Origin of the sequence: Corallincola spongiicola (genome assembly GCF_004284785.1) — a bacterium.
Lineage (GTDB): Bacteria > Pseudomonadota > Gammaproteobacteria > Enterobacterales > Neiellaceae > Corallincola > Corallincola holothuriorum.
On record NZ_SHLY01000003.1, the window covers coordinates 25,744 to 47,404 of the forward strand.

Here is a 21,661-nt window from a genome sequence, read left to right on the forward strand (position 1 = left end):
TCCCGTTGGCGAGAGAAAGTGGTATTTCTGCTATTAGCTATTCACCTGATGCAGATGTACATCTCGTTGTGGGAACGGAATGGTGACATTCTCTTTATCAAACGCCAGTTTCACCTGCTCAATTAAACCGAAGTGCACAGCCCAATAGTCATCGGATTTAACCCAGACGCGTAACAGCAGGTTGACCGAACTGTCGGCGTGGGCGCTGACATAAACTTCATGGCCCGGATCCGTGAGTACGCGCTCATCCTCTATCGCCAGTGCATCCAAAATACCCTTTGCCTGAGCGATGTCATCTTGATAGCTGATGCCAAAGGTGAGATCGACACGGCGGGTCGATTCGCTAAACAGGTTCTTTACGCAGCCGTTCGATAACATGCCATTAGGGATCACGACCTTTTGATTATCCATGGTGAGCATGATGGTGTTGAAGATCTGGATCTCTTTTACGCGTCCAACAAAACCCTGAGCGTCGATCACATCTCCCGCTTTGAAAGGTTTGAACAGCAGGATCAATACGCCGCCGGCAAAGTTCGCCAGGCTCCCCTGTAAGGCTAAACCGATGGCTAGACCTGCAGCACCCAGCATCGCGATAAGAGATGCCGTTTCAACACCAATCATTGAAGCGAAGATGATGATCAGTATGGTTTTCAGGATCACCGACGTGATGCTGTGTAGAAAGCTTGCTAGCGTTGGTTCTACTTTGGCGCGGCCAATGGCGGCGTCCATCACCTTTAGTATCCCCTTGATCACCGACAGGCCGACAAACAGTACCACTATGGCCAGCAGTAGCTTCGGGCCATAAAGTACAGCAACTTCTATCGCTTTCTCGGTCAGGGTGGTCAGCAGGGTGACCCCTTGATCCATGCTTTGTTCTAACTGTTCTTCCATTGTTCAACTCCTTTGTGTTGCAAACTAAAAGCCATTGTTTTCTATCACATCTTGGTACCAATATGAGGATTTTTTGCGATAACGTTGCAGGTTGTTGTCGCGGTCGATGTAGAGAAAGCCGTAACGTTTTTTGTAACCGTTGATCCAGCTGAAATTATCCATCAATGACCACATATAGTAGCCCTTCACATTGACACCTTCTGCCAGCGCTTGGTGGATCACCTTCAGATGCTCGGCAACGAAATCAATACGCTCCTGATCATCTACATGTTGCTGTACTGGCAGCGAAGGAGACAAATCCAACTGATCTTGTAAGCCGATACCATTCTCGGTGACATAGACGGGGATCCCCGGACGGTAGCTTTCGGCCCGCTGCAGAAGCTGGAGCAGTCCTTCCGGGTAGATCTCCCAATCCCAATCGGTGTAACGCCCTTGCGGGTTTTTGACAAACTTGAAGGCACCCTTGATGGAAAAGACACAATCTTGCTGTGGATCATTTTCACCTGTGGTATTGAGATGAAACTGAGTGGTTGTGGCATCACCGCTGGCATAGTGCGGGTAATAATAATTAACGCCGATAAAATCGATGCTGTCTTCGGTAAACCAGCCTAACTCTTCACCGGAATGCTCGGGTAACAGATCCCAGTCGGCATAGTATTGCCAAATATCTTCGGGGTAACGACCCAACAGCACAGGGTCGATAAACCAGCGGTTGAGCGCACCATCAGCCAATTGTGCGGCGGCTCGATCCTGACTTGATTGCGTTGCGGGGTAGATGGTCGACATATTGAGCACTATGCCTATCTGTCCGTTGTGATCGCCTTGGTGATACTTTTGTATCGTGAGGGCATGGGCACAGATCATGTGATGGGCTGCTTGAATCGCTTGTTTATAGCTGTGTACGCAGGGCGGGTGCAGTGCTGTTACGTAACCGTTGAGTATGCTCCAAGCAGGTTCGTTAATCGTCGCCCAATGGGGCACCCTATCGCCATATAAGCGGAAACAGTGCTCGGCGTAGGCCACAAAGTGATCAACCGTTTGGCGATTTCCCCAGCCGCCTTGCTGAGCTAGCGCAAGCGGCAGATCCCAGTGATAGAGGGTGACGTTAGGTGCAATACCGGCGGCTAAGAGCCGATCAATTAATCTATCGTAAAATGCCACCCCTTTGCTATTGAGTGCCCCCGTGCCTTGGGGTAATAAACGTGGCCAAGAGAGTGAGAAACGGTAACCGTTATGAGCCATTTGCTGTATTAGCGCCACATCTTCAGGCATGCGATGGTAGTGGTCACAAGCAATGGCGGGGTTGGCTTGTTGAAAGATCCGTTCGGGGTGTTGTTGGCAGTAATCGTCCCACATCGATGGTCCTTTGCCTGCTTCGCTGGCGGCGCCTTCTATTTGAATGGCGGCTGTCGCACTGCCCCAGATAAAGTCCTTTGGAAATTGATAGTTCATAAAGTGATACGTTGGACCGGAATCTGTTAAGTGTAGTCGGATTAATAAAAAAAACGTCTGATAACAAGGCATAAGCTTGTTTTCAGACGTTCATCCAGCTGAGGATAGGGTAATGAGTTGTCCCCAAATGTTTGCTACGGCGACAGGGGGTGTTGGCAGCAAACAACCTTCCAGAGGTTCCAGGTGCGGTGATCATAGAGCGATTGTATGACGATATTGTGACACCGTTGGCTTCAACTTAAGCCTGAGATCAGTTTCGTCGCCATTGCTGGGCTAGCACACCACAGACGATAAACGCCAGTCCAATATAGGTGGCGGGATGGATCGCCTCCCCAAGTAAGCCGTAGATAAACAGCAGTGACAAAAATGGTGATAGAAAGATCAGATTACCAACGCGGGCGGCGCTGTCTGTGAGGCGCAGGGCGGTAAGCCAGAGGATAAAGGTTATCCCCATTTCAAACAGGCCAACATACGCAGCCCCTAGCCAACCACGCCAGTCGTCAGGCCATAGGGCGCCTTGATAGCCCGCTAATACTGCACACCAAGGCGTACCAATGATAAAACAGAGCAGCAAACTGACCACCGGATCTGCTTGATGGCGGGCGTTAAAGATCCAGTAGATGGACCAGAGCAGGGTACTGGTTAACGCCAATAGCACGCCGAGGGTGGAATCAAACTGCAATGCCAGCAGATCTCCTCGGGTAGCGATGATCACGGCACCGAAGTAACCGAGCGCCGCACCCAGCCATTGTGGTCTGGTGACGCGGTGTTTTAACAGAGGGACAGAGAGCAGGGTTAAGGTGATTGCCCAAGTGTAGTTCAGGGTTTGTGCCTGTTGTGCGGGAAGTCGGTCGTAGGCTTCAAACAACACCCAATAGTACAAACATGGGTTGATCGCACCGAGCAAAGCAAACTGCAAGGGACGTTGCAGGAAGGTGGAGAACAATAGATGCAGCTTCTTTTGCCAGCCAACGACTATGCCGAGAAACAGGGTGGAGAATAACGCAGCAAGAAACACCAGCTGTGCTGGTGACAGGGTTTGCAGTGACCACTTAAATGCGGTGGCCACTGTCGACCAGAGTAATACAGCTGTGAGCGCAAAAAGAACGGCGCGAGCTGGGTCTTTGGCGTTAATCGCTTGCAATAAGTAACCTCGGAGATTTTCACCTGTTGATATTATCAGCTCACTGATGCCTTGGACTACTCTTGCTGGATCACATAACGCACTCAATCTACTTGAGATTTTTGCTATGCCCAGCGCATAGTTGAGCCCACTAAGTGAGGTAGCTCCAATAGATGACTGCCTGCTATTCGCAAACTTCGGCAGTTCGAGCTTTAATTAGTACACCGAAGTTATTACTACGCTGCCTATGGAGTTACCTATGTCGCAGATGATGTCTGTGGCCGATGTCGCCGCATTCTTAAAAGTTTCCGAAGTTAGAGTTGAACGTCTTGCCCGTGAAAAACTGTTAGTGCCGAAAGAAGCTGACGGTGAAAATCCTCTGTTTGATGAAGAGGATGTTAAGCGTTACAAAATACTCGCAGATCGTTTGGGTGGTTTGTAACGCCGCGTTCGCTGTTGTAGCGCATCACGTAACTATTGGTCAGAGCGTTCCGGCACTAGCTATTTAGCTGGTGCTTGATGCTTTGGTCAATCGTGTTATCTCTGCGCGAATGATCTCCAGTATGCCTTCGATATCCAGTACATCCAGTTTGCCCTCTTTATGCCAAAGAAGTTGATTGTTCGCGTCAACGATCAATATGGCGGAATCTCCGGTTTGCAGACCCCATGCTTTCCTGACGCGGCCGCGGTTATCTAGTACAAAGCGCGCATCGGGCTCTTGTAAGGTACGCTCTTCCAACAACTTGCGGATAAATTTAGCTGTGCCCCAAACGGAATCGCTGCCATTAACTATGGTGGTGGTCTGAAAATAGTGTGGGTCTAGCTTGGCATCAGTAACGGCTTGCATCGCCTCGAGATTGATATCGTTGGCGCTCTTTTTTGAGGCGATATGTAGCACCAATCTGGCTTTGCCTGTGAGCATTGTGCTGCTCCAGTCTTGATACTTCACATCATTTTTTGCTGTGATGGTAAGTTGACCTTTATTGCTGACCTCTACTTTGGGGAGCGCTTGCTTGGCCAATAGCCCCCCTGCAGAGACGTTGAACAGCAGCACTGCACCGAGCAAAAGTAATATGAGCCGCATAGGCTACTCCTGACGTTTACTTGCTCAACCTCTTACCTGTTTTTGGCGAGCATCAATGAATGTGGCTGTTTGGCTTGAATCGCCTGTGGCCATGATCTGGCAGCAGTTTGGTCGATTGCTGCTCTCGCAAGCGGACAGACAAAGGTAACTTAGGCTTAAGGATAGGTGAGTTTTGCCCCGTTTTATTTGCTTAAATTCTCGATTTGATAATTTTCTAATCAACAGTGCCGCTTTGTTTCGGTAGCATAGGCGGGATATTTCCATTAGGAATGGATGAACTGAAGATCATCCATGAAAGATGTTTGTAAAAAGGAGCAGTAAGTGATGGAACAGTCCCCTAATACCCCTGAGGCCGATTTGACGGCAGCAACGTCAACGGTCAGTGCTACCCCTACCGAAGCCGCGATTGAGTTTGAGAGCCACCCCTTTACCTTCCATGGTCTTGGTGGTGAATTTTTCCGTATCTGGATAGTTAATATTGTTTTGACCATCTTGACCTTAGGTATTTATGCCGCTTGGGCCAAGGTACGTACACATCAGTATTTTTACGGCAACATGCAGGTGGCTGGTGGCAGTTTTCAGTATCTCGCCAACCCCGTGACGATCCTCAAAGGGCGTATCATCGCCGTAGTGCTTTTTGTCGCTTTTTTCTTTTTAAACCAGCAGTTTCCTGTGGAAACTATGGTGGTTTCCATCCCGTTGTTTCTATTCTTATCGCCTTGGATCATTAACCGCAGTTTGCGTTTTAATATGAGAAACACAGCGTTTAGGAATATCCGCTTCGATTTCACTGGCAGTTACGGCTCCGCATTTTGCAATTTTGTCTTGGGTTATCTGGCAGTGCTTTTTAGCTTCGGTATCGCCTTTCCATGGTGGATCCGTCAGTTGAATAAGTATTTGGTGAATAACACAAAATATGGCGACGCACCGTTTGAAGCCAAGTTAGATGTGGGTGAGTACTACATCACGTTTCTGATGGCGATGCTGATTGCCACCGTTCTCTATATCGGCTTGTTTGTGCTCGGCGGCTTGAGCTTTGCGGGTGCGGCCTTCGATGCACCTGCTGTGGCCACAATTGGTACAGGCATTACTGTCTTGGTGGGTATCATTGGCTTCACTTTCGTCAAAGCGTTTGTCAACGCTCGCTTGGGTAATTTGTTGTTCAACAATACCAAGTTAAAAGAGAACAAATTCAAGAGCCAGTTGGATGCCAAAGCGTTAACCAAACTCTATCTGCTTAATGCGCTCCTGATCATCGTCACTCTTGGTTTCGCTATCCCTTGGGTGATTTGTAATTTGGTGCGTTATCGGGCTGAAACCCTAGTGCTGGAAGGGAATGATTTGGACAGTTTTGTTGCTGCGCAGATTGATGCCGGCAATGCGATTGGTGAAGAGATCGGTGACGTTTTTGATATCGAGCTAGGTCTGTGAGCATGATTGCTGGCACCTACTATGATGGCGAGTCATCGGCACAGACGCTCGCCACCATGCGCACTGGCGCCGATGGTTCGCTGCAACTGCTAGCGGTTGATAGCCGTCATTTAGGTCAATGTAGTTTAGCTGAGGTGACGGTCTCTCCGCGTATTGGGAATACACCGCGCTATATCGATCTGCCGGACGGTGGCCGCTTTGAAACCACAGACAATGACGCCATTGATCAATGGTTGGCTGCGTTTGGTCGAGATAGTGGCAATCGTTTTCTCAACTTCCTTGAGAGTCATACCAAGTTTGTACTGGCAAGTGTCATCTTGGTGGCGCTGTTTTGTTGGTGGATGGTTAGTTATGGCATTCCCGGCGCATCCAAGGTGGTGGCATATCAACTTCCTGCCACTGTTTTAGATCACTCAAGTGAGACGACTTTAGCGCTACTGGATCGTAGTTTATTGAGTGAAAGTAAACTGTCAGATGTGCGGCAGCAGCAGTTGCACGATCTGTTTGCACCTTATCTGCCTAGCGATAGTGAATACACCTTTAGGGTGTTACTTCGCGATGGTGGAGAGATTGGCGCGAACGCGTTTGCCTTGCCTGATGGCACGCTGGTGTTTACCGATCAGATGGTTGAGCTGGTGGACAGTGACGAAGAACTCTTAGCTGTACTCGGTCATGAGATTGGCCATGTGGTTGAACGGCATAGTTTACGCCAGACCTTACAGGGTTCTACCGTTGCGGTGATTGCCGTGTTGGTGGTGGGGGATGCATCGGCATTTGGTGATCTGTTTGCGGCGTTGCCGACCTATATCATCAGCTCCGCTTACTCTCGGGATTTTGAGCGCGATGCTGATAGTTACGCATTTGAGTTTCTTAAAGCCAATGATCTGCCTCCGACGCTGTTTGCCGATGTGATGCGCAAGATGATGGCAAAACATCAGGCGTTATTATCAGAAGGTATAGAGGAGGACGAGCTGCCCTCTCAGGATCCCAATAGCGATAGCTGGTTAGATTATCTGTCCAGTCATCCGCCTAGCGAAGAACGTATTCGGCAGGCTGAGCAAGCGCAGTAATGCACCGCTGGCGTTTGCAAAAGCCCATGTCGTTCTGACATGGGCTTTTTTTATGCGGTGACGTTGGCCATATTGATACCCATGGTTTAGCGTTACACTGGAGCAACTTGGCAGATGGGTGAACAAGGTAGATTATCGTGAGTAACATTAGGGTCGGCATTGTTGGTTTTGGCTACGCGGCACAAACATTTCATGTGCCCTTTTTACGTTCGTTGGCAACGACGGAGGCGGTGGAGATCCGTGCCGTTAGTAGTTCTGATGCCGCTAAAGTGCATCAGTTGTTACCGGATGTTGAGGTGCTGTCAGATCATCATGCGCTTTGTGGCCATGAAGATCTTGATTTGGTGATCATCACCAGTCCGAACGATAGTCATGCCCCTTTGGCTAGCTGCGCGTTAGCGGCCGGTAAACATGTGTTGTTGGAAAAACCGCTGACGACTAATTATGTGGATGCTGTCGCGCTGCAGCAACTTGCGGCGGCGCAGGAGCGCCTATTAGTACCGTTTCAGAATCGTCGTTGGGATGGTGACTTCCTGACGGTGAAAAAACTAGTCGCCGATGGCAGCCTTGGCAAGGTGCACTATTTTGAAAGTCACTTCGACCGCTTTCGTCCACAGCCGCGGGATCGCTGGCGGGAAAATGGTGGTGAGGGCAGCGGTATCTTTTGGGATCTCGGCCCGCACCTGCTGGATCAAGCGTTACAGCTGTTTGGTCAACCAAGCCATTTAACCGCCACCCTCAGAGCATTGCGTCCAGCAGCGAAGGCTGTGGATTACTTTAAGCTGCAGTTGCATTACGCCGATAAAGAGGTGGTGTTGTGTGCTTCCCCTTATATGGCTGCGGCTAATCCTCGATTTACGTTACAAGGCGAATTGGCCACCTACCTGAAATCGGGATTAGATCCGCAAGAAGACGCGCTGAAAAGCGGTATGGATCCACAGGCATCTAGCTTTGGTATTGAAGCCGAAGCGTTATGGGGGCAGCTCTACTTTGCCACTGAACATCAGCCGGTCGCTACCTTGCATGGTGATTATCTTGGCTTTTATCAGCAGCTATTGGATGCGATACGCGGGCAGGCACCAGCGCCAGTGCCGATAACGGACGCGGTTGAAGTGATACGCTTGTTGGCGTTGAGTGAAGAGAGTGCCGCGTCTGGATGTCGAGTCTCTTGTGACTAACCGAATGAATCTATTGGTATAACGCAGCTGCGCGGGCTAAAGTGATGGCTACGCCATCCTTTAACTTAGGTGACCTGTGATCACTCTCTATCGCGCCATTGTTGTTACCTCGCTGTATTTGCTGCTGAGTGGATGTGCCGTTCAAAGTACTAAGCAGGTTGAGCAGTGGCAGGATCCCAACCCGCATAAACCATTTACCCATGTGCTGGTGGTTGGCGTGATCTATGATCCCGCTTATCAATACTTTCTCGAAAAAGGCTTGGCCGATTCGCTCGCCAGCGAAGGGGTAAAGACCTCATTGTCGTCTGAGCTCTATCCTCGTTTACATGAGATGGAGAGAGAGGAAGTGGTTAAGCGACTTGCCGAGGATGGGATTGATGGGGTATTGCTGGTGCGCCCTGTTGGCCAAGAAACCATAACCACCTATGTTCCCGCGCATCTTCGCGTGGTAGGCGTTGATACCTATCGCGGTTGGTATGGCTATTTCTATCAGAGCTACCGATATGCACGCATTCCGGCGACGAGTTATGAGACCTTTGTTATGCGCGCTGAATCGGCTTTGTTTGATGTGGCAACTGAAGAAGCGGTTTGGACACTGACAACCGATACTGAGATGGTGCTGGATAGCCCATCCGCTGCGGTGGATTCATTGGTGGCAAAGGTAGGCTCTGAACTACCCTCGTTAAATTGATCTGTTGCTCAAGGGGGCGTTCTTCGCTCTCCTCAATGATCACCTAACAGTCGGGCGATTTTTATAAACACCCAGGGTGATCCGACTAAACCGATATGGGTGGCTGTGACGGGGTAGTGTGTCGTTGTGGTGAGTTGGTCGAGACAAGCACGCCAATGGACAATGCCATCGTAGCGACTATATAGCGCGATCACGGGCATGCTGAATGCCTGTTGATTGCGCAGTGCGATGGTTTGCTCCAGCTCATCGAGACAGTAGCCCCAGCGGCGATAATGACGGGCAACTATGGTGTATTTAGGACCTCCGATAACGGGCGTCCCTAGCGTAACCACCTGCGATACATGTTGCGGTAGTGTTCTGGCTAGCTCTCTTGCGAGAAAACCGCCGAGACTCCAGCCCAGTAAGACTGGCGCTTCACCATCGCGATGACTGATCGCCAGTAAACGTTGTTCCAAAGCAGGTAATAGTTGCTCAACACGGCCATGATTACGGCCTTGTTGCCAGCCCTCCGCACGATAACCAAGCTGACGTAAGAACAATCTTAAGCACCAGGTTGTTTTGTCTGAGGCGGTGTAACCGGGGATCACCAAAATCGTCCGGCGCTTGTTGATCTTGGTATGGGCGCGCTTTAGCCACGGCCAAGAGATGAGCAGAGCCAAAAACTCGAACAGGCACAATCCCTCTCGTAGGGTTTCTAGCAGGCGAGGAGCGCGCAGTGGCGATGACATTCAGTTTCTCCAGATGAACGACACTATTGAGTATGGCATCTACCCGGTTTGTTGGAACTTTGCATAATGCGAAATGGTTCACGACATCAAGACCAGAGGCATAAATTAGTCGAATATCGCTTGAGAATGATCTAACGGCGTTCTAGAGTAGTAAATGAACAAGGTGTTCAAATAACGCACAGCGGCGTATTCAAGGAGTGAACCATGGCTGCCACCTTTCGTACCTCGGCCCATTGGCGTCAAACAATTCATCATCTGCTGCATGATGTTCGGCAACAACTGTTAAAAACACAAACCATCAGCCACTACTTGGCGCTGTGCTTTGGTGCGGCAGTATTGGGATCCCAGCTCATCGCGAGTCATGCCACCGGTTTTTTACTTGCCGCGGTGGTTATTTCGTTTACAGCATTGGCTTGGTCTGTGGTGATTAGCCTACTTAGTGAGATCAGTGTTTGTGGTAAGCGGCTAATTAAACTTTTGGCATGGAGTGAGGTGCTAATGTTTGCCAGTTGGATCCTGTTTGAACCCGCTCGTCCATGGTGGGCGCAGGCAGCGGTTGCGTTGCCATTAGTAGTGTTGTTTGGGCAAATATTTAAGCGCCAAAGCTGACCTGAGACTTGCTGTCGATGGGTTTAAAAAAGCCGCCAGTCTGGCGGCTTTTTCGATCGTATCGTGGTTAGCGATATACCTGTGGTGACAGCGTAACAAACTCTTCCGCACTGGTGGGATGGATCGGCACCGTGGCATCAAAGTCAGCTTTGGTTGCCCCCATCTTCATCGCCACGGCAAAGCCTTGCAGGATCTCATCCATACCAAAACCGATGCCATGAATACCAATCACTTTTTGCTCTTCGCCTAAGCAGATTAATTTCATTTTGGTCGGTTGACGGTGCTCTGTCAGTGCCGAATACATGGCGGTGAACTGCGAGTTATACACAGTGATATTCTCTTCACCATGGATCTCTATCGCCTCTGGCTCGGTTAATCCTAGGGTTCCTATCGGCGGGTGACTAAATACCACGGTGGGGATCTGCTCATAATCCAGATGTAAGCCTTCGCGACCATCGAACAGGCGTTCAGCCAAACGCCGTCCGGCGGCAACGGCGACAGGGGTGAGCTGCGCGCGGCCCGTATTGTCGCCGACTGCATAGATTCCGGCGATCTCAGTATTCTGAAATTTATCTGTTGGGATATAGCCACGGCTGTCGAGACTAATACCTGCGGCTTTTAGATTGATATTGTCTGTGGCTGGGTCTCGACCAATTGCCCAGATCAGACTGTCCACGGGGCCAATCATCTCGCCACTCTCGGTTTCCATGCTTAAGCTGCCGTCATCATGCTGATGGACAGCTTTGGGTGTGGCATCGGTATGCAGGTTCAAGCCGTCTTCTGCCATCACTTCTACCAGTGTATCAGCGAGCATCGGGTCGAAATTACGCAGTGGCTTATGTTTGCGCACGGCGAGATGGGTTTCACTGCCAAGGGCATTAAAGACCCCGGCAATCTCAACGGCAATGTAGCCTGCACCCACAACTAAAACCCGCTTTGGTTGCTCTGTTAGCGCAAAGAAGCCGTCAGAGTCGATACCTAATTCAGCACCCGGTACGTCAGGGATCTGGGGCCGACCGCCGGTGGCGATCAAGATATGATCAGCTGTATAGGTTTCGCCATCCACTTCAATGGTATGGGCGTCAACAAAACGGCCAAAACCATTAATTACCTCTACGCCGTTATTGCCAAGCACACGATCATAGGAACCATGAATACGCGAGATATAAGCTTCGCGGCTGGCCACTAACTTACCCCAGTCTAAACCCTTCACCGTGGCGTCAAAGCCATAGTCAGGGGCGTATTTGAATGCATCGGCGATCTGGCCTGCGAACCACATCGCTTTTTTGGGTACGCAACCGACATTGACACAGGTACCACCCAGAAATTTGGCTTCGACAATGGCGCATTTCATGCCACGCATCGAAGCACGGTTCGCCGTTGCTATGCCGCCACTGCCGCCGCCAATAGCAATAAAGTCGAAATGCTTGCTCATATGTTCTCCAACAAAGGGTTGCGTTTAACTATGGATACTAGCCCGACTGGCGCTGAATGAAAATCGACGCTGTGGATTAAATCGTTATGGCAGCAAAACCGTTGTGGTTAATTGTTCAGCTTGTTCATTGGTCCTCTTTTTTCAAATCCGTTTTTTGTATGCCGTTTTGGCTGGGTAAGTGAAGTATTCATCACCGCATTATTTGTCGTTAGCCACAGCTGTCACCAGTCGGTCATGACAAATGTCACGGCTTGACTTGAAAAGAGGTCTTTAAACCCCGATAACCCCCTTTAGACTCTTTATCAGATCAGGGATCATCCATGACCAACCCGTTGTTATCCTTTTCCGGCCTGCCACGTTTTAGCGAGATTAAGCCTGAGCATGTTAAGCCTGCCGTTGAGCAGTTGATCGCTGACTGTAAAGCAGTGGTGGAGCAGGTCGCCAGCAGCCAAGAGCAGAGCTGGGAAGCGGTGATCGCACCGTTGGATACAGTGAATGACAAACTCAGTCGTGCCTGGTCGCCGGTGGGACACCTCAATGGTGTGGCAAATACCCCCGAACTGCGTGACGCTTATGACTCCTGTTTACCGTTACTCAGCGAATATGGCAGTTGGGTTGGACAGCATCAGGGCTTGTTTGATGCCTATCAGCGTGTCGCTAACAGCGCGCAGTTCGCCAGCTTGAGCCAAGCGCAGCAAGAGGTGATCCGGCAGGCGTTACGTGACTTCGAGCTAGCGGGTGTTGCTCTGCCCGAGGATAAGAAGAAGCGCTTTACTGAGATCAGTACTCGACTCAGTGAGTTGGGCTCGCAGTTTTCCAATAATTTGCTTGATGCTACCCGTGGCTGGAGCAAGTTGATCACCGATGAATCTGAGCTGGCGGGCTTACCTCCCACGGCGTTAGCGGCTGCACAGCAGGCCGCTGCGGCAAAAGAACAAGAGGGTTACCTGCTGACCCTCGATTTCCCCTGTTATTTGCCCGTGATGAGCTACTGTGACAACCGGGAGCTACGTAAAGAGATCTACGTGGCCTTCGCTACGCGAGCTTCTGATCAAGGCCCCAACGCCGGTAAGTGGGACAACAGCGAGGTAATGGATGAGATTGTTGCCCTGCGCCACGAAAAAGCACGCCTGTTAGGTTTTGACAACTATGGCGAATACTCGCTGGCCACCAAAATGGCAGAGAAGAGTGGCCAGGTGCTGGGCTTTCTCAATGACCTGGCTGAGCGCTCTAAGCCGCAGGGGCAGAAAGAGCTGGATGAGCTTCGGGCATACGCCAAACAGCAACACGGTGTTGAAAACGCCGAGGCTTGGGATCTGACCTATTACTCGGAAAAACTGAAGCAACATACTTATGCCATTGATGCTGAAGCGGTACGCCCTTGGTTCCCGGAAAACCGCGTGGTCAGCGGCCTGTTTGAAGTCGCAAAACGCCTGTTTGCCGTGGATATCGTTGAGCGCCAAGGCGTCGATACCTGGCATAAAGATGTACGTTTCTTTGATATTTTCAATGCTGATGGCAGCTTGCAAGGTAGTTTCTACCTCGATCTGTTTGCTCGTGAAGGCAAGCGGGGTGGAGCCTGGATGGATGAATGTCAGGCGCGTTGGCGTACCGAAGCCAATGAACTGCAGATCCCTGTGGCCTATCTGACTTGCAACTTCAGTGGTCCAGTCGGTAGTCAGCCAGCGCTGTTTACCCATGATGAAGTGATCACTTTGTTCCATGAATTTGGCCACGGTTTACACCATATGCTCACTAAAGTGGAAACGGCCGGCGTCTCTGGTATTAATGGCGTACCTTGGGACGCTGTAGAGTTGCCCAGTCAGTTTTTGGAAAACTGGTGCTGGGAGCCGGAAGCATTGGCGTTTATCTCTGGCCATTTTGAAACCGGAGAGCCACTACCACAATCGATGCTGGACAAGATGATGGCAGCGAAGAATTTCCAAAGTGCTATGCAGATGCTGCGCCAGTTGGAATTTTCCCTGTTTGATTTCCACCTGCATCTGGATTTCGATCCCACATTGGGCGCGCAGGTGCAGCACACCTTGGATCAGATCCGCGATAAGGTCGCTGTGGTGCCGGTCAGTGAATTTAATCGCTTCCAACATAGCTTTGGTCATATCTTTGGTGGCGGCTATGCGGCAGGCTATTACAGCTATAAGTGGGCAGAAGTGCTGTCTGCTGATGCCTTTGGCCGATTTGAGGAAGAGGGTATCTTCAACAGCGAAACGGGGCAGAGCTTCCTCAATGAAATTTTGCGCAAAGGCGGTAGCGATTCACCGATGAATCTGTTTCGCGCATTCCGTGGTCGTGAACCCGAAGTGGATGCTTTGTTGCGGCATTCAGGAATCGGTGAAGCAGCGTAATCGCGGCTTTTCACCGGCAAGGCTCACTGGAGCTGTGACCACTTAATATCTATCCGGCGCCTAGGCGCCGGTATTTTTTCAAAGAGGAACATGACAATGCCAGGTAAACGTTTAGATAAGCTGCCCGTTTACGAACTAAACATCCCCGGTTGTGAGGGCAAAATTGGTTTGCATCCTTGCCCTGGCAAGCGAGAGGGGGATCAGGACTTTAGTGAAATGATGGAGCAGGATCTCAATGATCTGCTGTATTGGGGAGCGGAGTGTTGTGTGACGCTGATGGAGTCCGAAGAGCTGGTAAAACATAAGGTTGAAGATCTAGGCGATAAAGTTTCTCACTTCGATATGCAGTGGTTCCATATGCCGATCCCTGATGAAGATCTGCCCAATGCTGATTTTGAAGCGCGTTGGCCGCAGGTGAGTAAGCGGTTGAATAGCCTGCTTGATAGCGGGTGCAACGTCACCTTGCATTGTAAGGGTGGCACCGGACGTACGGGGTTTATTGCCGCACGCTTGTTGATTGAGCGTGGTATGGACAAAACTGAAGCAGAAAAATTGGTGAAATCTTTGCGCCCTGGGGCGCTGACGATGCCTTGTCGCCGTGAGTTTTTGGGATTGGATTAGTCGCTAGTATTTACGAGTCATAGCCCCTTTGATTGAGAGTTCGATGCCTGAGCTGCGGGATATACAACAGTTAGTTGATTACGTTAATTATGGAAATTGCGTAAAGTACGTTTTTTTCTGGGGCCATAAAAAGCCAGAGAAAGGCGTTTCAAAGAGTTGTTTTAGTCAGTGGTATGAAGCTCCTTTTATCGATGATGGGGTTAAATTTCTTACTGCTGAACACTACATGATGGCAGCGAAAGCTAAGCTCTTTGGCGACCAGTGTGCCTACGAAAGAATTATCACTGCTTCGAATCCGGGAGCAGCCAAAAAATTTGGTAGGGAAGTGCTTAACTTTGACGAACAAGTTTGGTGTCAGCATCGATTTGAAATTGTGGTGCAAGCAAACTTACTAAAATTCGATCAACATGCTGAGCTAAAAGCTTTTCTTCTGGGAACCGGAGAGCGGATCTTGGTTGAAGCTAGTCCCGTTGATAGAGTCTGGGGGATTGGTTTATCCGCAGATGATCCTCATGCTGAAAACCCCAATCAGTGGAAAGGCGTTAATTTGCTGGGTTTCGCATTGATGGAAGTTCGGCAACGTTTCACAGATCTTGTGGTCTGATAATCATCATCACTGGCTGTTTCAGATAAGCGAATTCAATGTTTAGAATTTACCGTTGTCCTGCCTGTAAAGAAACCATCGATACCACGCTATTGAACGCGAGCTTGCAGCGACATGGCGTGTTTAACTCATCATTTACCTGCCCAATGTGCAGTGTGCGCTTGCGACTGACTGCGCCGATTTATCTGCTCTTTCTACTGACGCTGGTGATCGGTGGGGTGCATCTGTTTACCAATATCGACGCGCTCATTTACAGCCTCGCACCGATGATCGTTATGATGGTTTTGTTCCGAATGGGGCAGGGGTTTAAGCAGATCGAATAATACCTTTGTCAGATGTCTAATATTTTTACGTTTTAGTGCGTGCTTATATTTGGCGGTTAACTTAATCCTTTTAATTCAATCTATTACTTGTTTGGCTTCTTTTTTGCTATGAAAAATTAAACTTAATTTGGTTAGCAGTAATAAAGGAAGTATCCATGATGTTTAAGTCTCTTTCAGGTTTGGCCGCCGCTGCGGTAATGATTGTCTCTCAGAGTGCTTCAGCCGCTCCCCTCTATGAAAATCCGTTTCTTGGCTCTGCTGCCGGAGGCTCTTGTACGCCATGTAGCAGTGAGTACCGTGCGGCAACCAGTTTTGATCTGGCTGCGGGCTCGACAGTAGAGCAGATCGCTGCGCAGTTACATGATGTGTCTGCCACCGCTGACCGTTATATGGATGAGCTAACTATTGAGATTTTTGATGCTGGTTTGACTACGTCACTGTTTGCGCAAACCTTGGATCGCAGTGATTACGTGCGTGATGACAGTTTGGGTGGCTCTGCTGGTAGCTCTTTTCCGGTAGTGACATTTGATGTGGATGACTTCTTCTTAGATGCCGGTCGCTACTTCGTGTCGATTTTCGGTATCAATGGCACCCGGTTAGGCTGGCCTAGCAGCCCTGCAGCTATCGCAGGTAGCCAGCGTATTCAAGTGAATGGTAGCAACTTGATCGGCGGTAACCCCATCAGTGGTGGCTACGGCGTTCGCATTGAAGGTTTTGAAGGTAAGGCTTCGGTTCCTGCGCCAGCGGCAATTTTGCTGATGGGCTTGATTGTGGTTGGATTAGGTGCCGTGCGTCGCAGCTAGGCTCTGATACGCCACCAGTAGATAAGGCCTCCAGTTGGAGGTCTTTTTTAAAGGTAAGGGTTTGGCTTATATTCTCTGCTAGCGCCCGCCTAACACTGTGTTATCTAATTTAACATTTGTTACTTTTACTAGCCATTCGCTCTGTTTTAGCTCTCATTTCCCCGTTTTTCGCCGCATACTTCAAACTATTGGATCTGTGTTGTTACGCCTTGGTCGAAATGTGAGCAGGTTATATCTTTGCGTTTAAATCAGATGCTTTAATTACTTCATTCTCCGTAATAGATCCCCTCATCAGGTCAGGGTTAGATGCAAGGAGCGCATATGAAGACTCTTATTCTCAAGGCCACCAGTTTTTGCCAGTTAGTGGCGGTCATCGCATTACTGCTCGGCGCATGGGATGCGGTGAACTATTGGCAGCGCAATGGTGAACAACCTGTGGTGGCACAAGCCAATGAGTTGTTCCCGCAGGCTCCCCAAAATCGCTATGTTGAATTAAATGGTGGTCTGCGAGAGATCACCAACACCTATGAAGTGCTCATGCCACCGGATGATAGTGCGCAACCGTTTCAAACCGACTATTACGTGCCTGTGGTGGTACATGCGGGTGATGAGCCGCAGCTAACCTATTTGATCAAGCAGCAGGATGAACCGGTATTAGCGGATCTGTTTCGGGAAACGCGAGTGAAGGGCTACCTGTCAACAATGCGGCTCCCCGCAGATCTCGAAGAAGCATTTCGTCATCACTATCACTTTACTGGCAATTTGCTGGTGTTAGATACCAGCTATTTACCTCTGCCGGTGACCGCTAAGTGGATGTTACTGATCCTGCCGATGACCCTACTGTTGCTGCTGATAGGACTTAAGCACTACCTTACTCGAGGATTTTCTGGTTGGTGGCAGCGTTGGGATGATGCTTACTAAGTTGCGTGATTCAGTACGCCGCTGTTCTTAAAGGTTTATCCGGTCGCAACAAAGCCCACCTTGCGCAGCATTACTCCTGTGCATTAGTACGCCCCACGAAGTGTATTGGGCTCCATGCACCTGCGACAAAGCTCACCCCGCGTAGCTTAGTGGGTGTACGATCGCCATGGATGGTGGGAATGTCGGAAGTGGATGGAGCATTTTTCGACCGTACATCCTGTACATCGTCGCTCCTGTGCATCCATGCACCCGCGACATACCGTACATCCTGTACATCGTCGCTCCTGTGCATCCATGCACCCGCGACATACCGTACATCCTGTACATCGTCGCTCCTGTGCATCCATGCACCCGCGACATACCGTACATCCTGTACATAAAAAAAAGCGCTTCTAACGAAGCGCTTTCGGGGGGTACGTTGCCCCATACAAGGGATTTTGGACAACGCTCTTTTGCTCAGACTCTGTACTGACAGAGTCGAGACATTCTTTACATGCGGTAGGTGAAACCTGCGTAGAAGTAACGGCCTAACACATCGTATGCTTCCGGTACCGTATTCATATCTGAATAGCTCGGTACGTAGGGTGGCTCTTTGTCGAATAGATTATCTATACCTACCTTCAGGCTCAAGCTGTCATTTACATAATATTGACCTGAAACATCGTGGTACGTCACAGAAGAGACTTCATAATCTTCATAAAGGTCATCCATACTGTGGATATAGCGCATTTTGTAATAAATATCCCAGTTATCCGCAGCGGCTTTCAGGCTGGCGTTGCTGCGCCAACGCGCATAGCCACCCGTCATACCACTGATGGTACCTGCATAGTCATTACCATCTTCTTCAAACTCGATCAGGTAAGTGCTGTCCAGATTAGCACTCCAATCTATACCAAACCCTTCGAAACCGTATTGAATATTGCTATCGATACCGGAGGTGTTTTGGTAGCCAACGTTAGTCAGTGGACGATCGACATTACTGATCTCGCCAGTGAGTGAATCGCGGCTGATATTCAGTGTGTCACACGCTTGAGCATTACCACCGTAGCACGCATCTAAATACTGCTGACTATCAATACGTACGATGGCATCGTCGATTTCGATCTTGTAGTAGTCGATAGTAAGTGACAGGTTGTCGATATAGTCAGGGCTATAAACTAAGCCAAAGGTCCAGGTATCAGCGGTTTCTGGTTGCAGATCATCATCACTTAACCAAGTGGATTCGATCTGAAAATCGTTGAACTGATAGTTGGTATCACCAATTTCGGAATGACACATTTGGTAAGTGCTGCTGCTTGGGTCAAGCGCACCATAGCCGGAACAGGGATCGGTGACATAGTCGAATGAACCGACATTGCCGCCATAAAGCTCATCCACGCTAGGAGCGCGGAAAGCGGTTGAGCGCACGCCACGTAGCATCCATTCATCATCCACTTTCCAGGTCAGACCCAGTTTCCAAGTGTTGTCACTGCCGAAGGTGCTGTAATCAAACCAGCGGACGGCAGCCTCCAGGCTAACGTCGTCAGCAAAACGCATATCAGAGAGCAGCGGAATGGCAAACTCAGCATAGGCTGAGGTGGTGTCATAACTGCCTGAGGTCGCGTCTTGCTGTGACTGTGAGCTTTCGCCTGCCACGGTCACAGAATCGGGCTGGTACCAGCCTTTCTCTTCCCGGTACTCTAATCCTGCAGCAAAACCGACAGTACCGGTAGGTAGCTCGAAAGCATCGCCAGAGAGGTTGAAGTTGACGACATTCATCTCGTTGCCACCGGTCGACTGATCGGTGTAGGTAACGTAATCGAGAGTTTCCTGGCTAATTTCGCCTTCTGGGGCAAACCAGTCCTGACATGGCACGCCGTTTTGACCACAGGTGTCGGCGTAGGCGGTTTCCATCATCTTTTTGTTGTTGATGAGGTTATGTACTTTGCTGGTAGCGTCGTTTCTGCCCCAGGTGTAGGAAAGATCCCAATCGTAACCGCTACCGAGATCAAGATATCCTTGTAGGCCTGTGACAATACGCGTGGTGTCAGTGATCTGTTCGAATTCACGGGCTCCCGCCTCAGTCATTCTTCGTTTATAGCTGACGGCGCTGTCGTATGGGTTACCCAGAGCATCCTCACTGAAGGTGACGCCGGTGACTGGTGAAGGTGCCATCTGCTGATCTGAGGTACGTTTGGTATAGAGGAATTCGGTGAACGCTGTTAGATCATCATTTAGTTCATAGCTGCCGTTACCAAATACACTGACACGCTCTTGAGGTGTGTAGAGGTAGCTGTAGGGGACGTAGTCAAAACTGTCTGTTTGAGCGACCCACTCACCGGTGTTTGGATCACGCTGTTTCCAGCCATCTCCTGGGTTAATTGCGCCGCCAGGGATAGTGGAGCTGCCAGGGATACAAGAGGGGGAGGTCGAGCCGTCCAATGCGCAATCAGACCAGCCCCGGTCACTTTGCCAAGCATCGCCACGATCTACATAGCTGGCACCAACCACAAAATTACCGCGATCGCTGCTACCGCCCATCAGCAGGCTGATATCACCGGTATTGGCATCGCCTTCGCTACTGCCACCATAAGTGCCACTTAGCTCCAGTCCTTCAAAATTCTTTTTGGTGATGATGTTAACTACACCAGCAATGGCGTCGGAGCCATACACGGCAGAGGCACCATCCTTAAGCACTTCGATACGTTCGATCATGGCGAGTGGGATAGTATTGAGATCCACTGCGGCATCCGCGCCCGTGCCCGAATTAACCATCCGGCGACCATTAACCAGCACCAAGGTGCGTTGTACGCCCATGCCGCGCATATCTACCCGCGCAGCACCCACCCCGCCGTTGTTGCTGGATGCGCCGGTTGCCATACCGGCAGAGGCTGTGGATTGCTGCAGCACCTGCTCTACTGAGGTGTAACTACCGGCTGCGATATCTTCGGCGGAGATAAGTTGTACCGGGCTTGCGCTCTCCATGTCTGCGCGTTTGATGCGAGAACCGGTAATTTCAATACGCTCGACATCTTCAGCTGTGCTGTCGTCGGCGAAGGCGGGCTGAGCGAGCAGAGGTACCCCTGCGAATAAAGCGATCGTTTTTACGACCGTGTTTTTTTGCAAAACAGGCATTGGAAAATACTCCTGGGTCGATGGACTGTGCTTATTTTTTTGTTACGGACTCTATTTTTTGTGGTCCGTTAGGAACAGGTTAAAAACCATTTGCTGAGCAGGGTCAAAAGTAATAACAGTCTGATTTTTTTAGATTAATGTTTTCTTTGTGTAGCAATTTTTCGTTGGCTTAGTGGGTTTTTGGTTGCGCTGTTGTTATCAATAAGATCGGGCTGATCAGTGTTTGATCAATTTGGCTGTTTAGTGCGCTTTCGTGATTGTGAAAATTGTTGCGAAATGCGCTGAAGTTGCGCCTGCAATAATGTGATCTTTGTCACCAAGTGGCGCTCTGTTGTTAGTGCCTTAGGCACGCTGTCTTAGTCGATGTGAAGAGTGTTTAAATTTGTCTATGGTCATGACTCGCTGCGACAGCTTGTGATGGTTTTGTGATGTTTTTGCAATCTGATACGGAGATCTGGTGGCGACACTTACCCTCGACATTAAACATGGAGAGCGTTACCGATGACTAAATTTCTTACCCGTTTGCCTTTGGCAGCCATGATCGCTGCAGGTTTTGCCGTACCCGCATCAGCGGCACAGTTAGAGATCAAAGTTGAGAACCTGACGCAAGGGGTCTATTTCACACCACTGATTATCGCAGCCCATCCTGGCGACGTTTATATGTACGAGACTGGAATGGCCGCATCGGCCGCACTGCAAGCCATTGCCGAGGGGGGCGATATCTCTGCGATGGCAACCGCGCTGGACGGTATGCCTGTCGTGAGTAATCCTGCTGGTGGCCTGTTGGCACCGGGCGCGAGCATTGAAGGTGTGATGCTGGACAGTGGTGATATGGCGTACCTTTCTTTGACTGCTATGTTGTTGCCGACCAACGACGGTTTTGTTGGGTTAGACCGTTGGATGATCCCATCTGAAGCGGGTACCTATACGGTGTATCTGAAAGGTTACGATGCCGGTACTGAAGCTAATGACGAATTGGTTGTTGATGGCAGTGATATGCCAGGTGTTCCCGGGATACCAGCTGCGCCAGGTGGTGATGCGGGCATGAACGGTAGTGGTGTCACTGCCACCCAGCCGAACAGCACGGTTCATATTCATCCCGGTGTGTTAGGTGATACAGACGCAGAGGGCGGTGTATCAGATCTAGATAGCCGTGTTCATCGCTGGTTGAATCCGGTGGCAAAACTGACCGTTACCGTACAGTAACCAGGGAGGCG

At 50.0% G+C, this 21,661-nt stretch carries 20 protein-coding genes; 13 read left to right on the forward strand and 7 right to left on the reverse strand.

Annotated elements, in window-relative coordinates; genetic code table 11:
- Nucleotides 1-33: 33 nt before the first annotated feature.
- From EXY25_RS10490 to EXY25_RS10500, 3 genes are all read right to left on the reverse strand, one after another.
- A complete protein-coding gene (locus EXY25_RS10490) occupies nucleotides 34-891 on the reverse strand; it encodes a mechanosensitive ion channel family protein (protein WP_130566734.1) in 858 nt (285 codons plus the stop codon).
- Between the two features lie 24 nt (nucleotides 892-915).
- A complete protein-coding gene (locus EXY25_RS10495; RefSeq protein ID WP_165419329.1) occupies nucleotides 916-2,343 on the reverse strand; it encodes a glycoside hydrolase family 1 protein in 1,428 nt (475 codons plus the stop codon).
- Nucleotides 2,344-2,593: 250 nt separating this feature from the next.
- Complete coding sequence (locus tag EXY25_RS10500; protein ID WP_246019541.1) at nucleotides 2,594-3,487, reverse strand: DMT family transporter; 894 nt, start codon at nucleotides 3,485-3,487, stop codon at nucleotides 2,594-2,596.
- Nucleotides 3,488-3,725: 238 nt separating this feature from the next.
- Here EXY25_RS10500 and EXY25_RS10505 point away from each other — a divergent pair, with 238 nt between their 5' ends.
- On the forward strand, nucleotides 3,726-3,908 hold the full coding sequence (locus EXY25_RS10505) for a helix-turn-helix domain-containing protein (protein ID WP_407642913.1): 183 nt from the start codon (nucleotides 3,726-3,728) through the stop codon (nucleotides 3,906-3,908).
- 63 nt (nucleotides 3,909-3,971) lie between these two features.
- On the opposite strand, the gene EXY25_RS10510 is transcribed toward EXY25_RS10505, so the two are convergent.
- The gene (locus EXY25_RS10510) at nucleotides 3,972-4,550 is read right to left on the reverse strand and encodes a YtfJ family protein (RefSeq protein ID WP_130566736.1); all 579 of its coding nucleotides are present in this window, start codon (nucleotides 4,548-4,550) and stop codon (nucleotides 3,972-3,974) included.
- Between the two features lie 324 nt (nucleotides 4,551-4,874).
- Between EXY25_RS10510 and EXY25_RS10515 the strand changes: the two genes are divergently transcribed.
- The 4 genes from EXY25_RS10515 to EXY25_RS10530 all read left to right on the forward strand — a co-directional run bounded on the left by EXY25_RS10515 (nucleotide 4,875) and on the right by EXY25_RS10530 (nucleotide 8,920).
- Nucleotides 4,875-5,981 carry a YjgN family protein gene (locus EXY25_RS10515; RefSeq protein WP_130566737.1) on the forward strand — a complete coding sequence of 369 codons (1,107 nt, stop codon included), beginning with the start codon at nucleotides 4,875-4,877 and terminating at the stop codon, nucleotides 5,979-5,981.
- A gap of 2 nt (nucleotides 5,982-5,983) precedes the next feature.
- A complete protein-coding gene (locus tag EXY25_RS10520) occupies nucleotides 5,984-7,051 on the forward strand; it encodes a M48 family metallopeptidase (protein ID WP_114337422.1) in 1,068 nt (355 codons plus the stop codon).
- Nucleotides 7,052-7,188: 137 nt separating this feature from the next.
- A complete protein-coding gene (locus EXY25_RS10525; protein ID WP_207232149.1) occupies nucleotides 7,189-8,229 on the forward strand; it encodes an oxidoreductase in 1,041 nt (346 codons plus the stop codon).
- Between the two features lie 76 nt (nucleotides 8,230-8,305).
- Complete coding sequence (locus EXY25_RS10530) at nucleotides 8,306-8,920, forward strand: hypothetical protein (RefSeq protein ID WP_114337424.1); 615 nt, start codon at nucleotides 8,306-8,308, stop codon at nucleotides 8,918-8,920.
- A 32-nt stretch (nucleotides 8,921-8,952) separates the two neighbouring features.
- On the opposite strand, the gene EXY25_RS10535 is transcribed toward EXY25_RS10530, so the two are convergent.
- Complete coding sequence (locus EXY25_RS10535; protein ID WP_130566740.1) at nucleotides 8,953-9,648, reverse strand: esterase/lipase family protein; 696 nt, start codon at nucleotides 9,646-9,648, stop codon at nucleotides 8,953-8,955.
- Nucleotides 9,649-9,852: 204 nt separating this feature from the next.
- On the opposite strand from EXY25_RS10535, the gene EXY25_RS10540 reads away from it, so the two are divergent.
- Complete coding sequence (locus EXY25_RS10540) at nucleotides 9,853-10,257, forward strand: hypothetical protein (protein WP_114337426.1); 405 nt, start codon at nucleotides 9,853-9,855, stop codon at nucleotides 10,255-10,257.
- Nucleotides 10,258-10,324: 67 nt separating this feature from the next.
- On the opposite strand, the gene gorA is transcribed toward EXY25_RS10540, so the two are convergent.
- Nucleotides 10,325-11,692, reverse strand: coding sequence for a glutathione-disulfide reductase (gorA, locus tag EXY25_RS10545; RefSeq protein ID WP_130566741.1), 1,368 nt, complete (start codon nucleotides 11,690-11,692; stop codon nucleotides 10,325-10,327).
- 320 nt (nucleotides 11,693-12,012) lie between these two features.
- Between gorA and prlC the strand changes: the two genes are divergently transcribed.
- From prlC to EXY25_RS10575, 6 genes are all read left to right on the forward strand, one after another.
- Nucleotides 12,013-14,058, forward strand: a complete 2,046-nt coding sequence (gene prlC / locus EXY25_RS10550; RefSeq protein WP_130566742.1) for an oligopeptidase A — start codon at nucleotides 12,013-12,015, stop codon at nucleotides 14,056-14,058.
- Between the two features lie 96 nt (nucleotides 14,059-14,154).
- Complete coding sequence (locus tag EXY25_RS10555; protein WP_165419330.1) at nucleotides 14,155-14,679, forward strand: phosphatase domain-containing protein; 525 nt, start codon at nucleotides 14,155-14,157, stop codon at nucleotides 14,677-14,679.
- Nucleotides 14,680-14,722: 43 nt separating this feature from the next.
- Nucleotides 14,723-15,283, forward strand: coding sequence for a riboflavin biosynthesis intermediates N-glycosidase (locus tag EXY25_RS10560; RefSeq protein ID WP_130566744.1), 561 nt, complete (start codon nucleotides 14,723-14,725; stop codon nucleotides 15,281-15,283).
- A gap of 38 nt (nucleotides 15,284-15,321) precedes the next feature.
- Nucleotides 15,322-15,606, forward strand: coding sequence for a hypothetical protein (locus tag EXY25_RS10565; protein ID WP_130566745.1), 285 nt, complete (start codon nucleotides 15,322-15,324; stop codon nucleotides 15,604-15,606).
- 155 nt (nucleotides 15,607-15,761) lie between these two features.
- Nucleotides 15,762-16,409: a hypothetical protein gene (locus EXY25_RS10570; RefSeq protein ID WP_114337432.1), complete on the forward strand. Its 648-nt coding sequence runs from the start codon at nucleotides 15,762-15,764 to the stop codon at nucleotides 16,407-16,409.
- 321 nt (nucleotides 16,410-16,730) lie between these two features.
- Nucleotides 16,731-17,330 (forward strand): hypothetical protein, encoded by a 600-nt coding sequence (locus EXY25_RS10575; RefSeq protein ID WP_114337433.1) that lies wholly within the window; start codon nucleotides 16,731-16,733, stop codon nucleotides 17,328-17,330.
- 489 nt (nucleotides 17,331-17,819) lie between these two features.
- Here EXY25_RS10575 and EXY25_RS10580 read toward each other — a convergent pair whose 3' ends face one another.
- Nucleotides 17,820-20,444: a TonB-dependent receptor plug domain-containing protein gene (locus EXY25_RS10580; RefSeq protein WP_130566746.1), complete on the reverse strand. Its 2,625-nt coding sequence runs from the start codon at nucleotides 20,442-20,444 to the stop codon at nucleotides 17,820-17,822.
- Between the two features lie 501 nt (nucleotides 20,445-20,945).
- On the opposite strand from EXY25_RS10580, the gene EXY25_RS10585 reads away from it, so the two are divergent.
- Entirely contained in the window at nucleotides 20,946-21,650 is a 705-nt protein-coding gene (locus EXY25_RS10585) for a spondin domain-containing protein (RefSeq protein ID WP_207232150.1), read from the forward strand.
- The last annotated feature ends 11 nt before the right edge of the window (nucleotides 21,651-21,661 follow it).